Raw genomic sequence first — 16827 nt, forward strand, 5'->3', positions numbered from 1 at the left:
CGTCCCGGCGTTCTGGTATCGTGCGGCCAGGTGGCCGCGTTCCGATGTGTTGCGGCCTTGAAGAACCCATCCGGAGTAAGCCGATGAGATTTTCCGAAGACAGGCTGGCGGCGCTCAAGTGCAGCGACCAGGTAGAACGTCCCATCCACATCTGGGAGCCGAAGCAGCCACGGGCAGTCATCCTGGCACTGCACGGCGGCATGGCGCACGCCGGTGACTACGTCACGCCGGCCCTGTATTTCCGCGAACGCGGCTTCGCCACGGTGAGTTACGACATGTGCGGGCATGACCGCAAAAGGCGCGTCGACATCCCCGGCTTCGACACCTTCCTCGACGACGGCGAACTGTTCCTGAAATGGGTGAAGCGCAACTACCCGGGCCTGCCGATCTTTGTGATGGGCCACTCGATGGGCGCGCTAATCAGTACCTGGCTCGGGCTGGAACGGTTTCCGCGCGACCGCGACATCAAGGGCTTCATCGTCTCCTCGCCGTACTACGTGAATGCGATCAAGGTACCGCCTCTATTGGTGTCACTGTCCGCCGTGCTGGCGAAACTTTTCCCGCGAGCGAAAGTGCCGCTGGCTTCACTCACCGACGTGCTGACCCACGACAGCGCCATCACCGCGCGGCACCATTCTGATGAGCGCGACAACATTCGCGCCACCGAGGTGAGCTTCCGTTTCGCCCACGCGCTGCAGCAGGCGCAGGCCGGCCTGGCAGGGAAACTCTCGGCGTGGCCTTATCCGATGTTCGCTGTCGTAGCGGGCAACGACAAGCTGGCGGATGCAGGCGCCGTGGAAGCGATGCTGAAGACAGTCAGTCCGGAACTGCTCGACTATCATTTTTATCCGGACAACTATCACGAGAATTTCAACGAGATCAACCGCGGAGAGATTTTCGCCACGCTGCTCGCATGGCTGGAAACACGCCTGGCGCTGGCGCAGAACGCCGCGTGAGAAGTGGTTTCTTTCAACAGGAGCAGACGCGTTCTGTTGCGCAGTCTTGCCCCGGATAGTGCCTGTCTGATGACGGCTGACGAACGGGCATGACCGCTCCGGCCGGGAGCACGCCTTCCGCCGCTAAACAGCTTACGACTCAGCTTATGGCTCAGCTTGGGGCCGAGCTCACGGCTTCACATTGCGCAGCGGCCCAGCATCGTTCGGGAACTGGCTGGTGTTGAGCACCTGCACGCCCGCATTGTGTTCGCCATTGAAGGGCGTGGTCGCGCCCGGGCAACCGGCGGCGGTGGCATCCTGCGGCGAGTTGAACCATAGGCCGAGGTGGAAGGTGTGCACCGGGCCGGTGGGCGGATTGGTCGTCGCATCGGGGAAAGCATCGTTATGCACGGAGGGCGCTGCCGCGGAGCCGGGCGCAACGATGAAGGTTTCCTCGTTGAAGCGGCCGATGAAAATCCCATGTCCGTTACCCTGCGCGTCGGTCTCGATGTCGCCCTGATACCACGACAGGCCGAATGGTGCATTCGGGACCTGCAGCACGAAGAAATCGAAATCGGTCCGTGGCGGCAATCCCCTGGCAGAAACCGACATCACTTCCACCGGCCCTTGCGGAAGGATGGAAACGGTCGCCGTCGCGTTCGGCAGGCAGCCCGCATTCACGATGCCGGGCGAACGCACCATCTCGAAGGTTGCCGGCCCGTTGTTGGCGTTCGCCGATGCGCTTGCACTCGCGAGAGCAGCGGTCGCCAGCACGGCCATGCCTGCGCGACGAAGCATCGACGGCAGGCGGGGAATGAATGCGTCAGCAGCAGTTGGATTCTTGCATGTAGTTTTCATATCGACGTTACTCCTCGTGAGAAAGGTTCAACGATCAGGAAGGGAGGATGCCCGCCGACACCGCACGGCCGCGGCCGGCGCCAGTGCATGGCAAGCGGACACTGACATGCGGCATGGGCGAAAAAAGCCGGCCCGCAACGCAGGACCGGCAAACGCAGCAACCCCGCATCACTATAGGCAGCGCTGAAGATGGTGTACCGCTTGAATTCGCTGCTGCTGATCCGGATCAGCACCGCTCCTGCGCAGCAATGCAGCGGAGCGGCACTTTCGATCCCGCGAAGAATGGATGTGTGTAATGAATGCTTGTAATGAACGCGCGAGGCGGCGACGCGTCCTCACCTCAAGCTTATCGATGCAATCGATCGAAGTGAGTTATCTGTTCAGCCACCACGATGCAAAGCCGGCGAGGTTGGCGTGCTGCGAATGGGCGAAGGCCAGTTCGTCGCCGACATTCGGGCTGCCGTTCGGCTCGCGCAGGATGAGCGCGGCGTGGATCTCGCCGGGAATGCCGCGCAGGTAAGGCAGGTAATCATCCACGAATGCAAGCGGCTGCAGCTCGCGCAAGGCGGCAGCCTTCGGGCTGGCACCGGTGTCGTTGTGCGAAGTCGCAATCACGCGCTCGATCGGAAAGCCGCACTCGCGCAAATTGCGCAAGCGCGCCTGCTGGTGCTGCGCGCGGATGGCCGACACGCACACGAGTTCATAGCCGGCATCGGCCAGCGCATGGCAGGCCTCGACGGCGCCGGGAATCGCGGGGATCGATGACCAGTAGTCTTCGTCGAAGCAGCGTCGGAACTGCTCCAGTTCGTCGCCGCTGAGACGATGCACTTCAAAACGGTCCATCGGCCAGTAGGCCTGGGGATCGCGAACGGCGGGGATGGTGCCGAAGGCCTTCGCCCATGCTGCGCGGTAGGCCTGGTGGTAATCGACGAGCACGCCATCGCCGTCGAGGGCGATGACAGGTTTGCGGGATGATGCCATGGATGGATGCTTCCGGAAATTTTCTCGAGGCGGAAGAAAATCATAGCAGACCGTGCGCCCGCTTGCGCCGGGCCGGTTTGCCGCGATTGCGACGCTTGTTGCAAAACGGATCACGGCCCTTCACGGCGGCGGCGCTCTCTTCCGGAAAACGTCAGCAGTGGGATAAGATGATGCCATCCTCGCATCAAGCCGCGCCCACGCCCGACACCCATGCCGTCCACACCTGCGTCATCCACCGGTCACCACGGCGCGCATCGTCTCGCCGCCGCGGTCGATGCGCGCATGCTGATGCTGATGCGCTGCGCGCTCGCCTTCTCGGCGCTTGCCATCGTATGGATCGACGCGGCCGAGCCGCGGCAATGGGTGGACCAGACCCGGTTGGCGCTGGGCGTGTACTGCCTGTACGGCGCGCTTCTCGCACTGCGCGCGTCGCGTTCCGGCTGGCCGCAGCCGCACAAGGTGCTGCATTGGGTGGACGTGTTCTTTTATGTGTGCCTGGTCGCGCTGACCGACGGCACCAGCAGCATCTTCTTCAATTTCTTCCTGTTTTCGATCCTGGCCGCCTCATTCAGCTGGGGATTCCGCGAGGGCGCCCTGGTGTCAGCGGTGTCGCTGGCGGCGTTTCTCGCGGTCGGTTCCGTGATGACGCATGAAGCCGACTTCGAGCTCAACCAGGCGCTGATCCGTGGCGTTTACCTGTTCGTATTCGGCACCATGATTTCCTACTGGGGCGGCCATGAATGGCTGCTCAAGCGGCGGCTGGCCTTGCTGAACGAAATCAACAATGCCTGGAGCCCGCGCTTCGGGGTCGATCATGCGCTGCGCATGAACCTCGACCGGCTGCGGAACTTCTACGACGCCGCGTCCTGCATACTGATCCTCAAGCGCCCGGGTTCGCCCTGCCATGTGATGTACCGCAGCCTGCGCGAAAAGCCGATGGGTTCATCGATGCCGGTCACACTGATCGACAAGGCCAGCGCGCCCCTGCTGTCCCTGCCGACGATGCTTGCCGCATTCTTCCACTCGCAGGACGGCTCATGGTGGCGACGCTGGCGCGGCCACGCCAGCTGCGACACCGCGTCCGGCGTGCAGTCGACAAGGCATCGGGAAGAATGCGCGGCGCTGGCCAACCTGCTCGACGAACCCGACTTCGTCAGCGTGCCTTACGCGCAGCGCGACGGCACGAGCGGGCGGCTGTTCGTGGCGGGCGGTTCGAACGGTTTCGGCCAGTCGGACATTGAATTTCTGGTCCAGGCCGCCGCCGCCATCGCGACCGTGATCGAAAACATCACGCTGATGGAAGAGCTCATCTCGCGCGCATCGGACCAGGAGCGCGCCAGGATTTCGCGCGACCTGCACGATACGACGATCCAGCCTTACATCGGGCTCAAGCTGGCGCTCGACGCGTTGCAGCGCGAAGCGGGCCAGCGCAATCCGCTCGCCCCTCGCCTGTCCGAACTGGCCGACATGGCCGGCATGACCATTCGTGACCTGCGCAACTATGCGGCAAGCTTCAGGGAGCCGTCCTCGATGCCCGGCGAATTCCTGCTCAAGGCGATCCGTGACAAGGCGGAACGCCTGCGCCGTTTCTACGGCATCGACGTCACGCTCGATTTCGCGATCGCGGAGCATCTTGACGGGAGACTCGTGTCGACTGCCTTCCACATCGTTTCCGAGGGCCTGAGCAATATCCTGCGCCACACTTCCGCCAAGGCTGTCTTCGTACACATGAAGCGCGAAGGGGGGTATCTGGTCATCGACATCGGCAATGAGGCGCGCGACCATAAGCAGGACTTCACGCCGCGCTCGATCTTCGACCGTGCGCACGCCCTCGGCGGTTCCACCTCGGTGGAATGCGACCGCGACGGTTATACTGTGGTTCGTGTCTCCATCCCCTTGTAAGCGCATTCCGAGCCGATGAATCCATCGCACACCAGACCGATCCGGGTCTTCCTCATCGACGATCACGCCAGCATTTTGTGGGGGCTGGAGCGCCTGATCCAGAGCGGTGCCCCGCTGATGCAGCCCGTGGGCAGCGCGACCGCCTGCGATGTCGCGCTGGAACGGCTCGACGCCGCCGCGCCGGACGTGATCCTGCTCGACATGGACCTCGGTCGCGAAAGCGGACTGGATGCCATTCCCCGGCTGCTTTCCAGGTCGCAGGCTAAAATCCTGGTGCTGACCGGACTGCGCGACAAGACGGTGCACGACAGGGCCGTGCTGGCCGGCGCGCGCGGCGTGGTGGAGAAAGAAGCACCGGCCGAAGTCATCCTGCGTGCGGTGGCGAAGGTGCATGAGGGCGAGCTCTGGCTCGACCGCGCCGCAACCGGCCGGATTTTCGCGGAGCTGGCGCAGCAGGGGCCAGCCAAGGCACCTGATCCCGAGCAGCAGAAGATCGCAACGCTCACCGACCGCGAGCGCGAGATCGTCGCCCATATCGCGGGCAATGCGGGCGGCACCGCAAAACATATCGCGCTGGCCTTGCATATCAGCGACAACACCCTGCGCAACCATCTGACCTCGATCTACAACAAGCTGGGCGTCGCCAACCGCCTGGAGCTGTTCGCCTACGCGCATCGTCACGGACTGGACCGGTTCCAGCAGCCGCCCGTCGAATCCTGAATAGGACAATTCTCCTATACGGAATGGGATAACTCACCCATTCCTCCCCTGTGCCTCCTGGTTGATTTCTGGCCCCAAAAACGGGAGCCGGCGCTCATGTGCATGTCGACATGGCAACGTACCATTGTTTCCCATGCACATTGCGGCACTGTCCCCTGCGAAAGAATACGGGGCGGAACATCAAGGGAGAAAATAAATGGCGGCAAACACCACGGTAAAAGTAGCGACCCTGACCGGCGCGGCGAAGGATGACGTTTTCACCTCGGCAGCGACCGGCCTCACCGAGGATCATGCTTTTGCGACGCTGAACGTCCTCGCCAACGATCCCGGCGCGGCAAAACTGTATTCGCTGGCGCAGAACACGAGCGGCCTCACCTCGACGTCGCAGTTCCCCGTCGTGACGAGCGCAGTGCTGGCCAGCGGCGCAAGCATCACCGTCCATGCAGACGGCACGGTCGGCTATGATGCGAGCGGACTGCAGGCATCGCTGCAGCACCTGGCCGCCGGCGAGTTTTTCACCGACAGCTTCACCTACACCGTGCGCATGGCGAACGGTGCATTGAGCACGGCAACCGCCACCGTGTCGATCGCCGGCCTGAACGATGCCCCGACACTGGCCGGCGTCGCCGCCGCCTCCATCCTGGATACCGCTGCCGATGACGCGCCCGCCGCGGTCACCGGGACGCTTGCCGGCGCCGACGTCGATCATGGCGCAGTGCTGACCTATGGCTTCGCTGACGGCGTGGCGTTCACCGTTGCCGCCGACGGCACGCTGGTGAGCGCAACCGACAACGGCACGCTCTCGCTCAATGCGCAAACCGGCGCCTACAGCTTCCTTGCCGACCCTGACAAGATCGATTCCCTCGCCGCCGGCGTAAACGCCGACGCCAGCTTCGTCGTCAAGGTGACCGACGAACACGGCGCCTCGTCGTCGTCGGTGAACCTGTCGTTCACCCTGGTCGGCGCGAACGACACGGCGGAAATCAGCGGCACGGCAAACGGCAGCGTGACCGAAGACGGCACGCTGACCGCGAGAGGCGCGCTGCAAGTGGCGGACCGCGACGCGGGCCAATCCGCCTTCCAGGCGCCGGCCTCGCTCGCCGGCACCTATGGCGACTTCACCTTCGACGCCACCTCCGGCGAATGGACCTACACGCTGCGCAACGGCGACGCCAATGTCCAGGCACTGACCTCCGCACAAACCGTGTCCGACGAACTGGTGATCACCTCGCTGGATGGCTCCGCTTCGCAAACCATTCATGTCGACATCGGCGGGGCAGACGAAGCGGTCAGCCCGCCCGTGCCGCCGGTCGTGAATCCCGTCACGGACTTCATGGTCAACAATGGCCTCAGCTTCGTGAACGGCAAGGCGACCTTCGTCAACTTCGATGCGAATGACCGCCTGCTCTATTCCAACAACTTCGACCTGACGGCCATCACCACCGTAGACACGGACGGCAATGGCACGCCGGACTCCAGTGCCGCAATGTTCGAGTTCCACCATGGCAGGGATGTCACGCCGGTCGAAATCATTCTGGTCGGCTATACCGGCCTGACCGACGCGCAAGTCGTCAGCGCCTGAGGCGGGATCGCGTCACAGTAGATTCTGTCCACGGAAAACACAGAAGGCACGGAAGATTTTTTCTATTTCCGTGCCTTCCGTGTTTTCCGTGGACAGTCATAGCGCTCCAGTCACGCCAGCGGCTTGCTGGAATGCACGCCAGCGCCCTGCCGTCCGAGCCAGTCCTGGAATTCCGCGGCGGGCACCGGCAATGCGTACAAATGGCCCTGCGCCATGTCGCATCCTTCGTTCTGCAGGATGGATTGCTGCACCGGCGTCTCGACGCCTTCGGTCACCACCTTCATGTTCAGGCTATGCGCCATCACAATGGTGGCCCTGACGATCGCCGCGTCGGACTGGTTGACGGCGATGTCGCGCACCAGCGAGCAGTCGATCTTGATTTCCGACGGCGCGATGCGGCTGATGTAGCTCAGCGAGGAATAGCCGATGCCGAAATCGTCGATGGCGATTTTCACGCCCAGGTTCTTCAGGTCTTTGATGGTCGACTGATTGACCTCGTTCAGGTCGAGCAGCGCCTGCTCGGTGATTTCGATGCAGACGCGGGCGGGCTCAAGGCCGGTTGACTGCAGCGCGTTCTGCACGCTCTGCACCAGGAGTCCGCTCTTGAACTGGCGCGGCGAGACATTGATCGATACGGCGATCTCCCTGCCTGCCGGCCTTGGCCAGGCGGCGGCCGCGCGGCAGGCCTCCGTGATGACCCAGGCGCCGACCGACGAACTCAAACCCATTTCCTCGATGAGCGGAATGAAGGCATCCGGCACCAGAAGGCCGAGTGCCGGATGTTTCCATCGGATGAGCGCTTCGGCCATGAGGGGGGTGCCGTCGGCAAGCGAAACGATGGGCTGGTAATGCAGCTCGAACTCGCCGCGCTCGAGCGCCGAGCGCAGGCCGGATTCGAGCATCATCCTGTGCTGCAGGCGCGCGATGAGCTCCGGCCGGTAGAACTGCAGGTTGTTGCGGCCTTCCGCCTTGGCATGATAGAGCGCGCTGTCGGCGTAGCGCAGCAGCGTGCGCGCATCCTCCGCATCATCCGGATACAGGCTCGCTCCGAGACTGATGCTGACATGCATCTCATGGCCCGCGACCAGGATGGGTTTCGTGCATTCGGTGCGCAGCTTATCGGTGACGACGAGGACATCCTCGATCGTGCCGATTTCCGTCAGCAGCATCACGAATTCATCGCCGCCCAGGCGCGCCACCGTGTCGATCTGGCGTATTGCGCTTTTCAGCTTGTGGGCGACGGCCTGCAGCAGCTCGTCGCCAGCCTCATGGCCGAGACTGTCGTTGATCTGCTTGAAGTGGTCGAGGTCGAGAAAGACCACCGCGAAGCGCTGATGGTGGCGCCGCGCCAGCAGGACCTGCCGCTCGATCTCATCGCTCAGGAAGGCACGGTTCGCCAGGCCGGTGAGCGGGTCGTAATGCGCCAGGCGCGCCAGCCGGTATTCCACATCCTTGCGCTCGGTGAGGTCGTGGATCTGCCACAGGTAGCACAACGGCTCGTTCTTCTGCCGCAGCAGCGATACGCTGACCAGCGTCCAGACCACCTTGCCTTCCCTCGTGCGGTAGCGCTTTTCGAACTGCGAGGAGAGCGACCTGCCGGTCACGACTTCATCGAGAATGGCGCGTTCGGCCTCCGCTTCATCCGGAAAACTGAAGTAGGCCTGATCCGCGCCGAGCAGCTCGGATTCCGCGTAACCGAGTAGGCTGCAGATGGCGCCGTTCACCTGCAGGAACTGGTTGTCCAGGCCGACCAGCGCCATGCCGACTGGGGCGAAGTCGAACACCTTGCGGAAATGCTCTTCGCTCTGCCTGAGCTTCTGTTCCGCCACCAGTCGTTCGTGCACGCTGCGGAACACCATGACGGCGCCCAGCGCCTTGCCTTCCTCGTCGCGCACTGGTGCGGCGGAATCATCGATAGGCAGCCGCTTGCCGTCGCGCGATACCAGCATGGTGCCGAAATCGATGCCGATCACGCTGCCCTCCTGCAGCGCGCGCTTGGCCGGCGATTCCATCATGCCGCCGGTCTGCTTGTCCTCGATCGGCGCGACCTCCGCGACGTCGTGCCCCAGCGCGTCACTCAGACGCCAGCCGAGCATGGCCTCGGCCGCTGGATTCATGAACTGGACCCGTCCCTGTTCGTCCGTGGCGACGATGCCGTCGGCGACCGAGCGCAGGGTCGAGGCAAACCAGCGTTCCGAGTCGCGCAGCTGCCGCTCCAGCGCGGCCTTGTAGATCGCGACCGCGATCACGGCGCGCAGTTCCTGCACGCGGAACGGCTTGGTGAGATAGCCATAGGATGCCGTCCGCGCCGCGCGTTCGACGGTGGCGGCGTCGCTGTAGGCGGTCAGGAAGATGATCGGGATATGCAGGCCGCGGCTGATCTTCTCCGCCGCCGCCACACCATCCATGTCGCCCTTGAGCACGATGTCCATCAGGATGAGGCTCGGCCGCAGCACCCACGCGCGCTCGACGGCCTCGGCGCCGTTGTCGGTAATGCCGCACACCGTATAGCCCATGTCCTGCAACTGCAGCTGCAGGTCGAGCGCCACTATCGCCTCGTCTTCCACGATGAGGATGCGGGACGAGGATTTCCCCGCCGCTGCGGCGGGCGTGCCGTTCATGCTTCCTGCGGTCGTCATGGAGCGCTCCTTGCGCTGAAAAGAGACAGCCTCGGTTTCATGCCATGCGCCTGACAAGGAATACGTGGTGCATTTTTCCTGGCATGGCGCGATGCAACGCAAGGCGTTTCTTGCGCCGCAGTGCGGCCGCCATGGCCGGGAAACGTGTGCAATGTATTCATTGGCAGGCCCTATATCCTTTCCTGCCCGGGAATCGGGAAGGTAAACGTCGCCACCGTTCCCTGCTGCGATTCCAGGGAAAACTCCGCGTCCAGCTGCGCGGCCAGGGCCGTCACGAGCTTGAGCCCGAGCGTCGTTGATGCCGCCGGCGTCATGCCGGGAGGCAAGCCGACGCCGTCGTCGGCGACGGTGAGGCGCATTGCATGCATCGCCATCCTTTCCAGGCGGACAAGGATGCGTCCCTGCCGACCACCGGGAAAGGCGTGCTTGAGGCAATTGGACACCAGTTCATTGAGCACCAGCCCCAGCGGCACGGCCAGGTCGAGCCCTATCTGGACCGCCTCCACCTCGGTGTCCAGGCGGATGCCGTGCTCGCCGGCGCCGGCGGCATCACCCAGCCGCTTGCACAGGTCCGCTATGTATTCGTCCAGAGCGATAGACGACAGGTTCCCGGACTGGTACAGCTTTTCATGCACCAGGGCCATGGCGCTGACGCGGTCGGCGGCTTCCTTCAGCGCGATGCGTGTCGCGTCGCCGGCCATGGACCGCTCCTGCAGGCTGATCATGCTGGCGATGACCTGCAGGTTGTTCTTGACGCGGTGGTACAGCTCCTTCAGCAGCGTTTCCTTCTCCCGCAGGGCGCTGCCGAGCTGCTCCTCGTGGCGACGCAGATCTGTGATGTCGCGCACGGTGGCGATGGTCAGCGTTCCTTCGGACAGCTGCAGCGGGCTCAGCATCACGTCCACCGGGAAAACGCTCCCGTCCGCGCGTCGCCCGTACAGGTTTCCATCCGTGCCCATGGGCCGCCTCGCGGGATGCTCACTGTAGCTTTCGCGCAGCGCCTGGTGACGGCCGGTGCTTTCCTCCGGCACCAGGTCCTCCACGCGCAGACGGAGCAGTTCTTCACCGGAGTAGCCGAACACCCGCTCCGCTTCCGCGTTGGCGCGCACGATGCGGCCGGACGGCTCCACCAGGATGATGGCATTCGGCGCTTCCTCGAAAATGCGGCGCTGGAATGCCTCGCTGTGCTCCAGGCGCTGCTTGATCGTACGCATCTCGCGTTCCGCCTTGGCCGCCAGGTCGCGCTCGTCGGTACGCTGGCGCAGCAGCTGCGATGCTTTCACGAGCACCTGCGCGACATCGTTCGCTTCCTTCAGCCGCAAGGTCGGCATCGTGACCGGCTTTCCCAGCCCCAGCGCTTCGGCCGGTGCCTGCAAGGCGTGGATCGGCCTGCGGATGCGTTCGGCGAGGAGCGCCGCCAGCGCCAGGCCGGCCAGCATCGATAGCGCCGCCACGCCGGCGATCCAGCCGATCGAGAGCCAGAGCTGGTGCAGGTTGGCTTGCTTCGTCACGCCGATCGCCACGGTCCAGTTCGAGACGGAAGAGCGGCTGAACGAGGACACCAGGGGAATGCCTTCGACCGACACATTGTCGATGCTGTCCTCGGCCACTTCCTGCATCCGCTTTACCAGCTGCGGTGCGCCCATGTGCCCGACGTAGCGCTCGGGCAGCCAGGTGCGCGCCACCGCCACGCCCTTGCTGTCGAAGATCGCGATGAGCCGGTCCGATGGAACGCGCTGCACCTGCAGTATTTCGCCGAGGTAAGCCGGCTGGAAACCCATCGACAGGTCATAGACAACCTTGTTGCCGCGAATCACCGGTACATCGATGCTGATGATCGGGCGCCGCGTGACACCGCCCAGGTACAGGTCGGAAATGACCGGTTTTCCTATCTCGAACACCTTGCGCAGCTGCTCAGGATTGCCATGCCGCGGAAGCACGCTGCCGGGTGTCAGCAAGGTGTTGATGAGCTGTTGCCCGTTCCCGTCGCTCAGCACGAAATTGTTGTTTGGCCGGTAACGCTGCACGTCCTCCAGCTGGGCTCGGAAGGACTGAAGGTCCCCGGAAGTCAGGTAAGGCGACGTCGCCAGCGCCTCCAGCGTGCCCTCCCCGCTCGACAGTTCGCGGTCCACCGCCTGCATCAGGGCGCGCGCTGTTTCGACCCTGCGCTGGTCGGAGCGCAGGCGTTCGCTGTCATAGGCGTGAAATACCAGAAATATGGTGGTAACAAGGGTCGGTACGATGCAGGTGACCACCAGCGCGGAAAGCGATGTCCGGATCGTAAAGCCACTTCCCTTTGCACTCACACACGCCTCGCACTATCGTCCTGGTCCCGCCCCGTCGATGGTTCGCCGGCATCCGTCCGGCATTGATGAGGAAGAAATAGCAGCATTGCGGGCGAAGAATTCCCGCAGTTTTTTGTCTCTGCAACATGTAGCCTAAATCCAACTTCTCAGGAGCGATTTGACCTACGACATGGGTGAGGAGTCCGTGCGGACAGGGGTGTCCGGAAGTGTTTCACGGCCCGGACAAGTGCGAGCCGCGGTCGATGCGGATGCGTGGGCGGGCAGTACCGACAAGCTCGTTACCCGATATGCGACACATACTCCAGGTCTTCGCCGGAGATGTGGCCGAGGATCAGGTCGCTGACGGCGAAATGCGAGAGCACGCCCGAGGCCACCCTGCCGCAGCGGAATTCCTCCAGTAGCAGACGTCCCTCGCGGCACAGCCGCGCGTGCTCGGCGCCGTGTTCGGCCAGGCGGGGATAGCTGGCCTTCTTCAGCATGCCTTCCTCGTAACGGAAGTGACGCTCGGTTTCATTGAGCAAGGATTCCATCAGGGCGACGACTTCCCCGGTATCGGATCCGCCGCAGCGTTCGAGCAGGCGGTTGGTCTTGTCGAACAACACGCGGTGCTGCTCGTCGATGGTGGCATGTCCCCAGGTGAAGCCATGCACCCACTGCAGCGCCAAAGGCAAGGCCGAGGTGAAATCGGACGCTTCCTTTTCCACCCGGTTGCGCCCGCGCGACTTGGCCCGGTACAGGGCATTGTCGGCCCTGCGCATCCAGCTGGCGGGATCATCGCCCGGGCGCAGCTGCGCCAGGCCGGCGCTGATGGTGATCTTGCCGACCTGCGGGAATGCGTGCTGCTCGATATGCCGGCGCAGCGTTTCGGCGGCCTTGAGCGCATTGTCATCCGTGGCCGGCATCAGCAGCACGAACTCCTCGCCGCCCCAGCGGCACAGCAGGTCGGATGCGCGCGTCACGGTGCTGACGCGGCGCGCGAGTTCCACCAGGATCTCGTCGCCCACCAGGTGGCCGTGCTGGTCGTTGACATGCTTGAAATGGTCGATGTCGAACATCACCAGCGAAACCGGGTGGCCGTAGCGCGACGCCCGTTCGATTTCGCGCCGGATTTCCGCCTCGAAGTGATGACGGTTCTTCAACCCGGTCAGGCCATCAGTGCGCGCCGCGAACTCGGCCTTGCTGCGCGCCTCTTCCAGCTCGCGCTCGATGCGCATATGCGTAATCAGCAGGACACTGAACCACAGGACGATCACCAGCACGATGTTAATCAGCATCATCATCCGGATGCCGAGGTCTTCCTGCACCAGGGACGTGATTTGCGGCGCGTTGAGGATCAGGTAGATGCGCGTCAGTGAGACGCAGGCGACCATCAGGAACACCGTGGACAGCATCGCATACGGCACGCGTTGGCTCGGGCTGCGCGCTTGCGCGATCATGGCCAGCATGCGCAGCGAAATGAAAAACTGGAAGCCGTGGAACAACAGCACGCGCCCGTTCGCGGCTGCACCGGCGAATGCGTAATGCAGCAGGATGCCGGCTGCCGCCAGCAAGGCCATGCCATGGTTGATCGGGTTCAGGCGTATGCCCCCGTTGCGCCCGTGAAAGCGTGCCAGCCCGTCATAGAACAGGCACATGCTGAGAAAGGTGCCGTAAGTGATGCCGAGGACACTGACAATATCGGGAATGCGGCCGCGCAGCTGCAGGGACAGGAAAGCGAAGGCCAGCACGGTGAGCGACACGGCCCAGCATTCGCTGCCAGGGTAACTTCTTGTTGTTAGTAAATAGAAAACCGCAAGTATCGCGATTGTGAACAGGACGACTGAGACGGCCAGGCCGAGGGTATGAGGGTCGAGCGAGGCGAGCATGTTATTGCTTGGGCTCTCTTTCCGGCACAGTACGCGCTGCCCGCCGCTCGCTGTCGCGGGGGCACCGTCCAATGCCAATCAGTTCGAGATTCAGCGAGACATGCGCCCCTTTCCGATGACGGTGCACTATGCGGCCGTGGCGGACGGGTCGTTCTGTCTCGAACTGCTTCATCGATCCGCGGCAAGCGCTTTTACAAGCCGCGGACCTTAGCGTTGAGGATACCTGAAATGCAGCGACCTGCTGCGCAAAAATTTTTGCGCAAACCGATCAGGCCGCGCGGGAATGTCAGTGCTGCGTAAGCTTGATGAAGAGCCTGTGCTTCAAAGGGATCGTCTTGTGTTGGCCCTGGTTATGCACTTCTGGTTTTTAAATATTCGAAGCCCAAAAGTAGTGGCGTGCTCACACTGGCGCAGTGGCGAGAAGAATGCCGGCCAGGGAAACAGCGAAGGCAGCCATCTGGACGCCGGTCAGCGTCTCGCCGAGCGCCACCACGCCGACGAGTGCGGCGCTCACCGGCAGCATCACGGTGAACACACCGGCCTGCGCAGCCGGCACCGACTTCAGTCCCGTCATCCACAGCCACACCGTCCACACGCTCGCCGCCAGTCCGTAAAACACCAGCAGCAGCCACATCCCCGGCGCGACCGTCGCGAAGTCGAAACCGATCGCCATGGAGAAGGCCAGCGGCGTCATCAGCACGAAGCCCCACAGGTTGATGACGGAGCTGATGCGCTTGGGGCTCAGCACTGCGGTCAGCTTCTTGCCGATCACCGCATAAGACGCTTCGCACAGCACCGCCGCGAACACGAGCAGATTGCCGAGCCACACCGTCTCGTGGCCATCGCCCGCCGTATGCGCCGGCTTGGCCAGCGACAGCAAGCCGATGCCGATCGCGCCGCACGCCACCGCCGCCCAGATGCGCGGCCCGATCCGCTCCTTCAGGAAGATCCAGCTCATCAACGCAATCACCGCCGGAATGCTCGCCATGATCACGCCCGCCGACACCGCGCTCGTCATGCGCACGCCGGAGATCATGCAGATCGTGAACAGGAAATTGCCGAGGAAGGATTCGAGGAACACCAGCTTTTTCGTCTGCCACGACATCGGCTGTTCGTTCGATGGCTTCTTCAGCCAGCGCAGCATCGCCAGTCCGCCGATGCCGAAGCGCAGCCATGCCAGAAGGAAGACAGGAAAGACGATGGCCAGCGGTTTCGTCAGCGCGACGTAGCTGCCGACGAGGGACATGGAAAGGGCGAGGCAGCCGTAGGCGACTGGGCGGCTTGGGGTGTGGCTCATGGGAGGACGCTTGACTGGTCGGCGAAGAAGGAGTCGAACCCGTGATTGTATGACGATCAATCGCACTTCTGCTTGAATGAAAGACCTGACTCTGATCTTGCTCTCCGCTTTCCCTGCAGAGCAAGTCCTCGGCGGCCGTTTCTCGCAGCCTTTCGGCGGCAGATCCCGGCTCCACAGATGTTCTTCACAGCAGAGAACTGATCGAAATTTGAGCACTGTTGTTGCCAGCCGATCCAAATTTACACAATCGGACGCCGCTCTTTTGCACTGACGGGAAAGGGCTCTGGCGCAAACAAGCGGTGCCTGATGCGCCTGCGTGCGGCGCTCTCCTTAGCCGCTTGCAGGACGCATCAGGGCCGCGCAGCGGCATGAAATCGATTGACTCCGCCATGAGATCAGGCGCCTGCAGGCTCTCAAATCCGAGCGCCAGCTTGTCGGCACACTATTTGCGATAGCCCGCAAGCCAATTAACTGGCGATCTTTAAATACTAATCAAGGGAGATATGAATGAAAAAAATATTGTTGGCGGGAGGCTTTGCACTTGTCGGAACCCAGGCGGCCTATGCGGTCGACATGCCGGCAGGTGAATGGACTGTCTCGGTCGGCGGTATTGTGAACGCTTACTACACGGCGGTGAACTGCTCGGACGGCGTGGTCGGCGGTACCGCGCTTGCCGGACGTGCCCTGGGATGCGGCGGCCAAAGCAGCCGCACCACCATCGGCAACGGTCTGCTGCCGGACGGACTGATCACGAGCGTCAAATCGAAACAGGGAGAATACGACGTGGCCGGTACCATCGGCATCATGGCCCACACCGCGACCGACAGCGCGATTGCCGCCAACAGCGGCGTCGACGTGCGTCAGGCGTTTTTCTCGTTCGGCAATGCCAACCTCGGCACTCTCAAACTGGGCCGCGACTATGGCATCTTCGGTTCCGGCGCGATCCTGGGCGACATGACGCTGCTGGGCGCAGGCGCGCCGGTACAGGCAACGCAACGCGGCCGCGTCACGCTCGGCCACATCGGCGCGGGCTATAGCTACCTCGGCACCTACGGCCAGATTGCGTACAGCTCGCCGACATCGACCGGCTTCAAGGTCGATGCCGCCTTGGTCAGCCCGGTCAGCGCCGATGCCGCTGGCGCCGGCGCCGGATCGACGCCTCAGGTGCAGGCGCAGCTCAGCTACGGCCAGAATGGGTTGAAGACCTGGTTTGGCACAAAGACCCAGAAGTTCAACACCTCCGCCCTCGCCGGCGAGTATCGGATGAGCGGTTTTGAAATCGGCGGCTCCTACACTGCCGGTGCGCTCGGCTTGCTCGCGAATGTCCAGACCGGCAAGGGCCTCGGCATCCTGAGCGAAGGAGACCAGGGCGATATCCGCACGACGGGTTATCTGCTGCAGGCGACCTACAAAACCAGCGACAAGCTGAAACTCGGCGCCAGCTACGGCATGAGCCGCAACAAGGAAGACACGACCGGCCTGCGCTCCAACAGCAACATCACGCTCGGCTCCTACTATGCGCTGACCAAAAGCGTCACGCTGGTGGGCGAATTAGGCCAGACCCGCTCAAAAGCGGTGAATGGCACGTCCGCCCGCATGAACGGCGTGTCCTTGGGCGGCATCCTGTTCTTCTAACCGGCCAGGCTGTTTGCGTATTTGGTAGCGTGCGCACATATGCCTGCGACAAAGGCACAGGCATGGCGAGCACCGACTAGTACGCAAATAGGGGGGCAGCTGGCGTA

Annotated in this window: 11 protein-coding genes; 5 read left to right on the forward strand and 6 right to left on the reverse strand. The window is 63.1% G+C overall.

All coding sequences use genetic code 11. The features are described from left to right. Positions 1–83 precede the first annotated feature (83 nt). The gene (locus VJ698_RS13105; RefSeq protein WP_324103217.1) at positions 84–956 is read left to right on the forward strand and encodes an alpha/beta fold hydrolase; all 873 of its coding nucleotides are present in this window, start codon (positions 84–86) and stop codon (positions 954–956) included. Between the two features lie 168 nt (positions 957–1124). Here VJ698_RS13105 and VJ698_RS13110 read toward each other — a convergent pair whose 3' ends face one another. Together VJ698_RS13110 and VJ698_RS13115 are read right to left on the reverse strand one after the other, a co-directional pair. Then, the gene (locus VJ698_RS13110) at positions 1125–1793 is read right to left on the reverse strand and encodes a hypothetical protein (RefSeq protein WP_324103218.1); all 669 of its coding nucleotides are present in this window, start codon (positions 1791–1793) and stop codon (positions 1125–1127) included. 372 nt (positions 1794–2165) lie between these two features. Beyond that, positions 2166–2774, reverse strand: a complete 609-nt coding sequence (locus tag VJ698_RS13115) for a 5' nucleotidase, NT5C type (protein ID WP_324103219.1) — start codon at positions 2772–2774, stop codon at positions 2166–2168. A 210-nt stretch (positions 2775–2984) separates the two neighbouring features. Between VJ698_RS13115 and VJ698_RS13120 the strand changes: the two genes are divergently transcribed. The 3 genes from VJ698_RS13120 to VJ698_RS13130 all read left to right on the forward strand — a co-directional run bounded on the left by VJ698_RS13120 (position 2985) and on the right by VJ698_RS13130 (position 6978). Further along, entirely contained in the window at positions 2985–4676 is a 1692-nt protein-coding gene (locus VJ698_RS13120) for a sensor histidine kinase (protein WP_324103220.1), read from the forward strand. Between the two features lie 15 nt (positions 4677–4691). Then, positions 4692–5396 (forward strand): response regulator transcription factor, encoded by a 705-nt coding sequence (locus tag VJ698_RS13125; protein ID WP_324103221.1) that lies wholly within the window; start codon positions 4692–4694, stop codon positions 5394–5396. Positions 5397–5592: 196 nt separating this feature from the next. Beyond that, the gene (locus VJ698_RS13130) at positions 5593–6978 is read left to right on the forward strand and encodes a VCBS domain-containing protein (protein WP_324103222.1); all 1386 of its coding nucleotides are present in this window, start codon (positions 5593–5595) and stop codon (positions 6976–6978) included. 110 nt (positions 6979–7088) lie between these two features. Here VJ698_RS13130 and VJ698_RS13135 read toward each other — a convergent pair whose 3' ends face one another. The 4 genes from VJ698_RS13135 to VJ698_RS13150 form a co-directional block, all read right to left on the reverse strand. Continuing rightward, a complete protein-coding gene (locus VJ698_RS13135; RefSeq protein WP_324103223.1) occupies positions 7089–9617 on the reverse strand; it encodes a two-component system response regulator in 2529 nt (842 codons plus the stop codon). Positions 9618–9787: 170 nt separating this feature from the next. Continuing rightward, complete coding sequence (locus VJ698_RS13140) at positions 9788–11923, reverse strand: sensor histidine kinase (protein ID WP_324103224.1); 2136 nt, start codon at positions 11921–11923, stop codon at positions 9788–9790. A 278-nt stretch (positions 11924–12201) separates the two neighbouring features. Next, the gene (locus VJ698_RS13145; protein WP_324103225.1) at positions 12202–13788 is read right to left on the reverse strand and encodes a diguanylate cyclase; all 1587 of its coding nucleotides are present in this window, start codon (positions 13786–13788) and stop codon (positions 12202–12204) included. 400 nt (positions 13789–14188) lie between these two features. Continuing rightward, a complete protein-coding gene (locus VJ698_RS13150; RefSeq protein WP_324103226.1) occupies positions 14189–15085 on the reverse strand; it encodes a DMT family transporter in 897 nt (298 codons plus the stop codon). 507 nt (positions 15086–15592) lie between these two features. Here VJ698_RS13150 and VJ698_RS13155 point away from each other — a divergent pair. After that, positions 15593–16720, forward strand: a complete 1128-nt coding sequence (locus VJ698_RS13155; RefSeq protein ID WP_324103227.1) for a porin — start codon at positions 15593–15595, stop codon at positions 16718–16720. Positions 16721–16827: the final 107 nt, after the last annotated feature.

The organism is Noviherbaspirillum sp., from assembly GCF_035254685.1.
In the GTDB taxonomy this organism is placed as follows: domain Bacteria; phylum Pseudomonadota; class Gammaproteobacteria; order Burkholderiales; family Burkholderiaceae_D; genus Noviherbaspirillum.

Coding starts and splice junctions, on each gene's coding strand:
- VJ698_RS13105 (WP_324103217.1), top strand. CDS start 84: ATGAGATTTTCCGAAGACAGGCTGGCGGCGCTCAAGTGCAGCGACCAG.
- VJ698_RS13110 (WP_324103218.1), bottom strand. CDS start 1,793: ATGAAAACTACATGCAAGAATCCAACTGCTGCTGACGCATTCATTCCC.
- VJ698_RS13115 (WP_324103219.1), bottom strand. CDS start 2,774: ATGGCATCATCCCGCAAACCTGTCATCGCCCTCGACGGCGATGGCGTG.
- VJ698_RS13120 (WP_324103220.1), top strand. CDS start 2,985: ATGCCGTCCACACCTGCGTCATCCACCGGTCACCACGGCGCGCATCGT.
- VJ698_RS13125 (WP_324103221.1), top strand. CDS start 4,692: ATGAATCCATCGCACACCAGACCGATCCGGGTCTTCCTCATCGACGAT.
- VJ698_RS13130 (WP_324103222.1), top strand. CDS start 5,593: ATGGCGGCAAACACCACGGTAAAAGTAGCGACCCTGACCGGCGCGGCG.
- VJ698_RS13135 (WP_324103223.1), bottom strand. CDS start 9,617: ATGACGACCGCAGGAAGCATGAACGGCACGCCCGCCGCAGCGGCGGGG.
- VJ698_RS13145 (WP_324103225.1), bottom strand. CDS start 13,788: ATGCTCGCCTCGCTCGACCCTCATACCCTCGGCCTGGCCGTCTCAGTC.
- VJ698_RS13150 (WP_324103226.1), bottom strand. CDS start 15,085: ATGAGCCACACCCCAAGCCGCCCAGTCGCCTACGGCTGCCTCGCCCTT.
- VJ698_RS13155 (WP_324103227.1), top strand. CDS start 15,593: ATGAAAAAAATATTGTTGGCGGGAGGCTTTGCACTTGTCGGAACCCAG.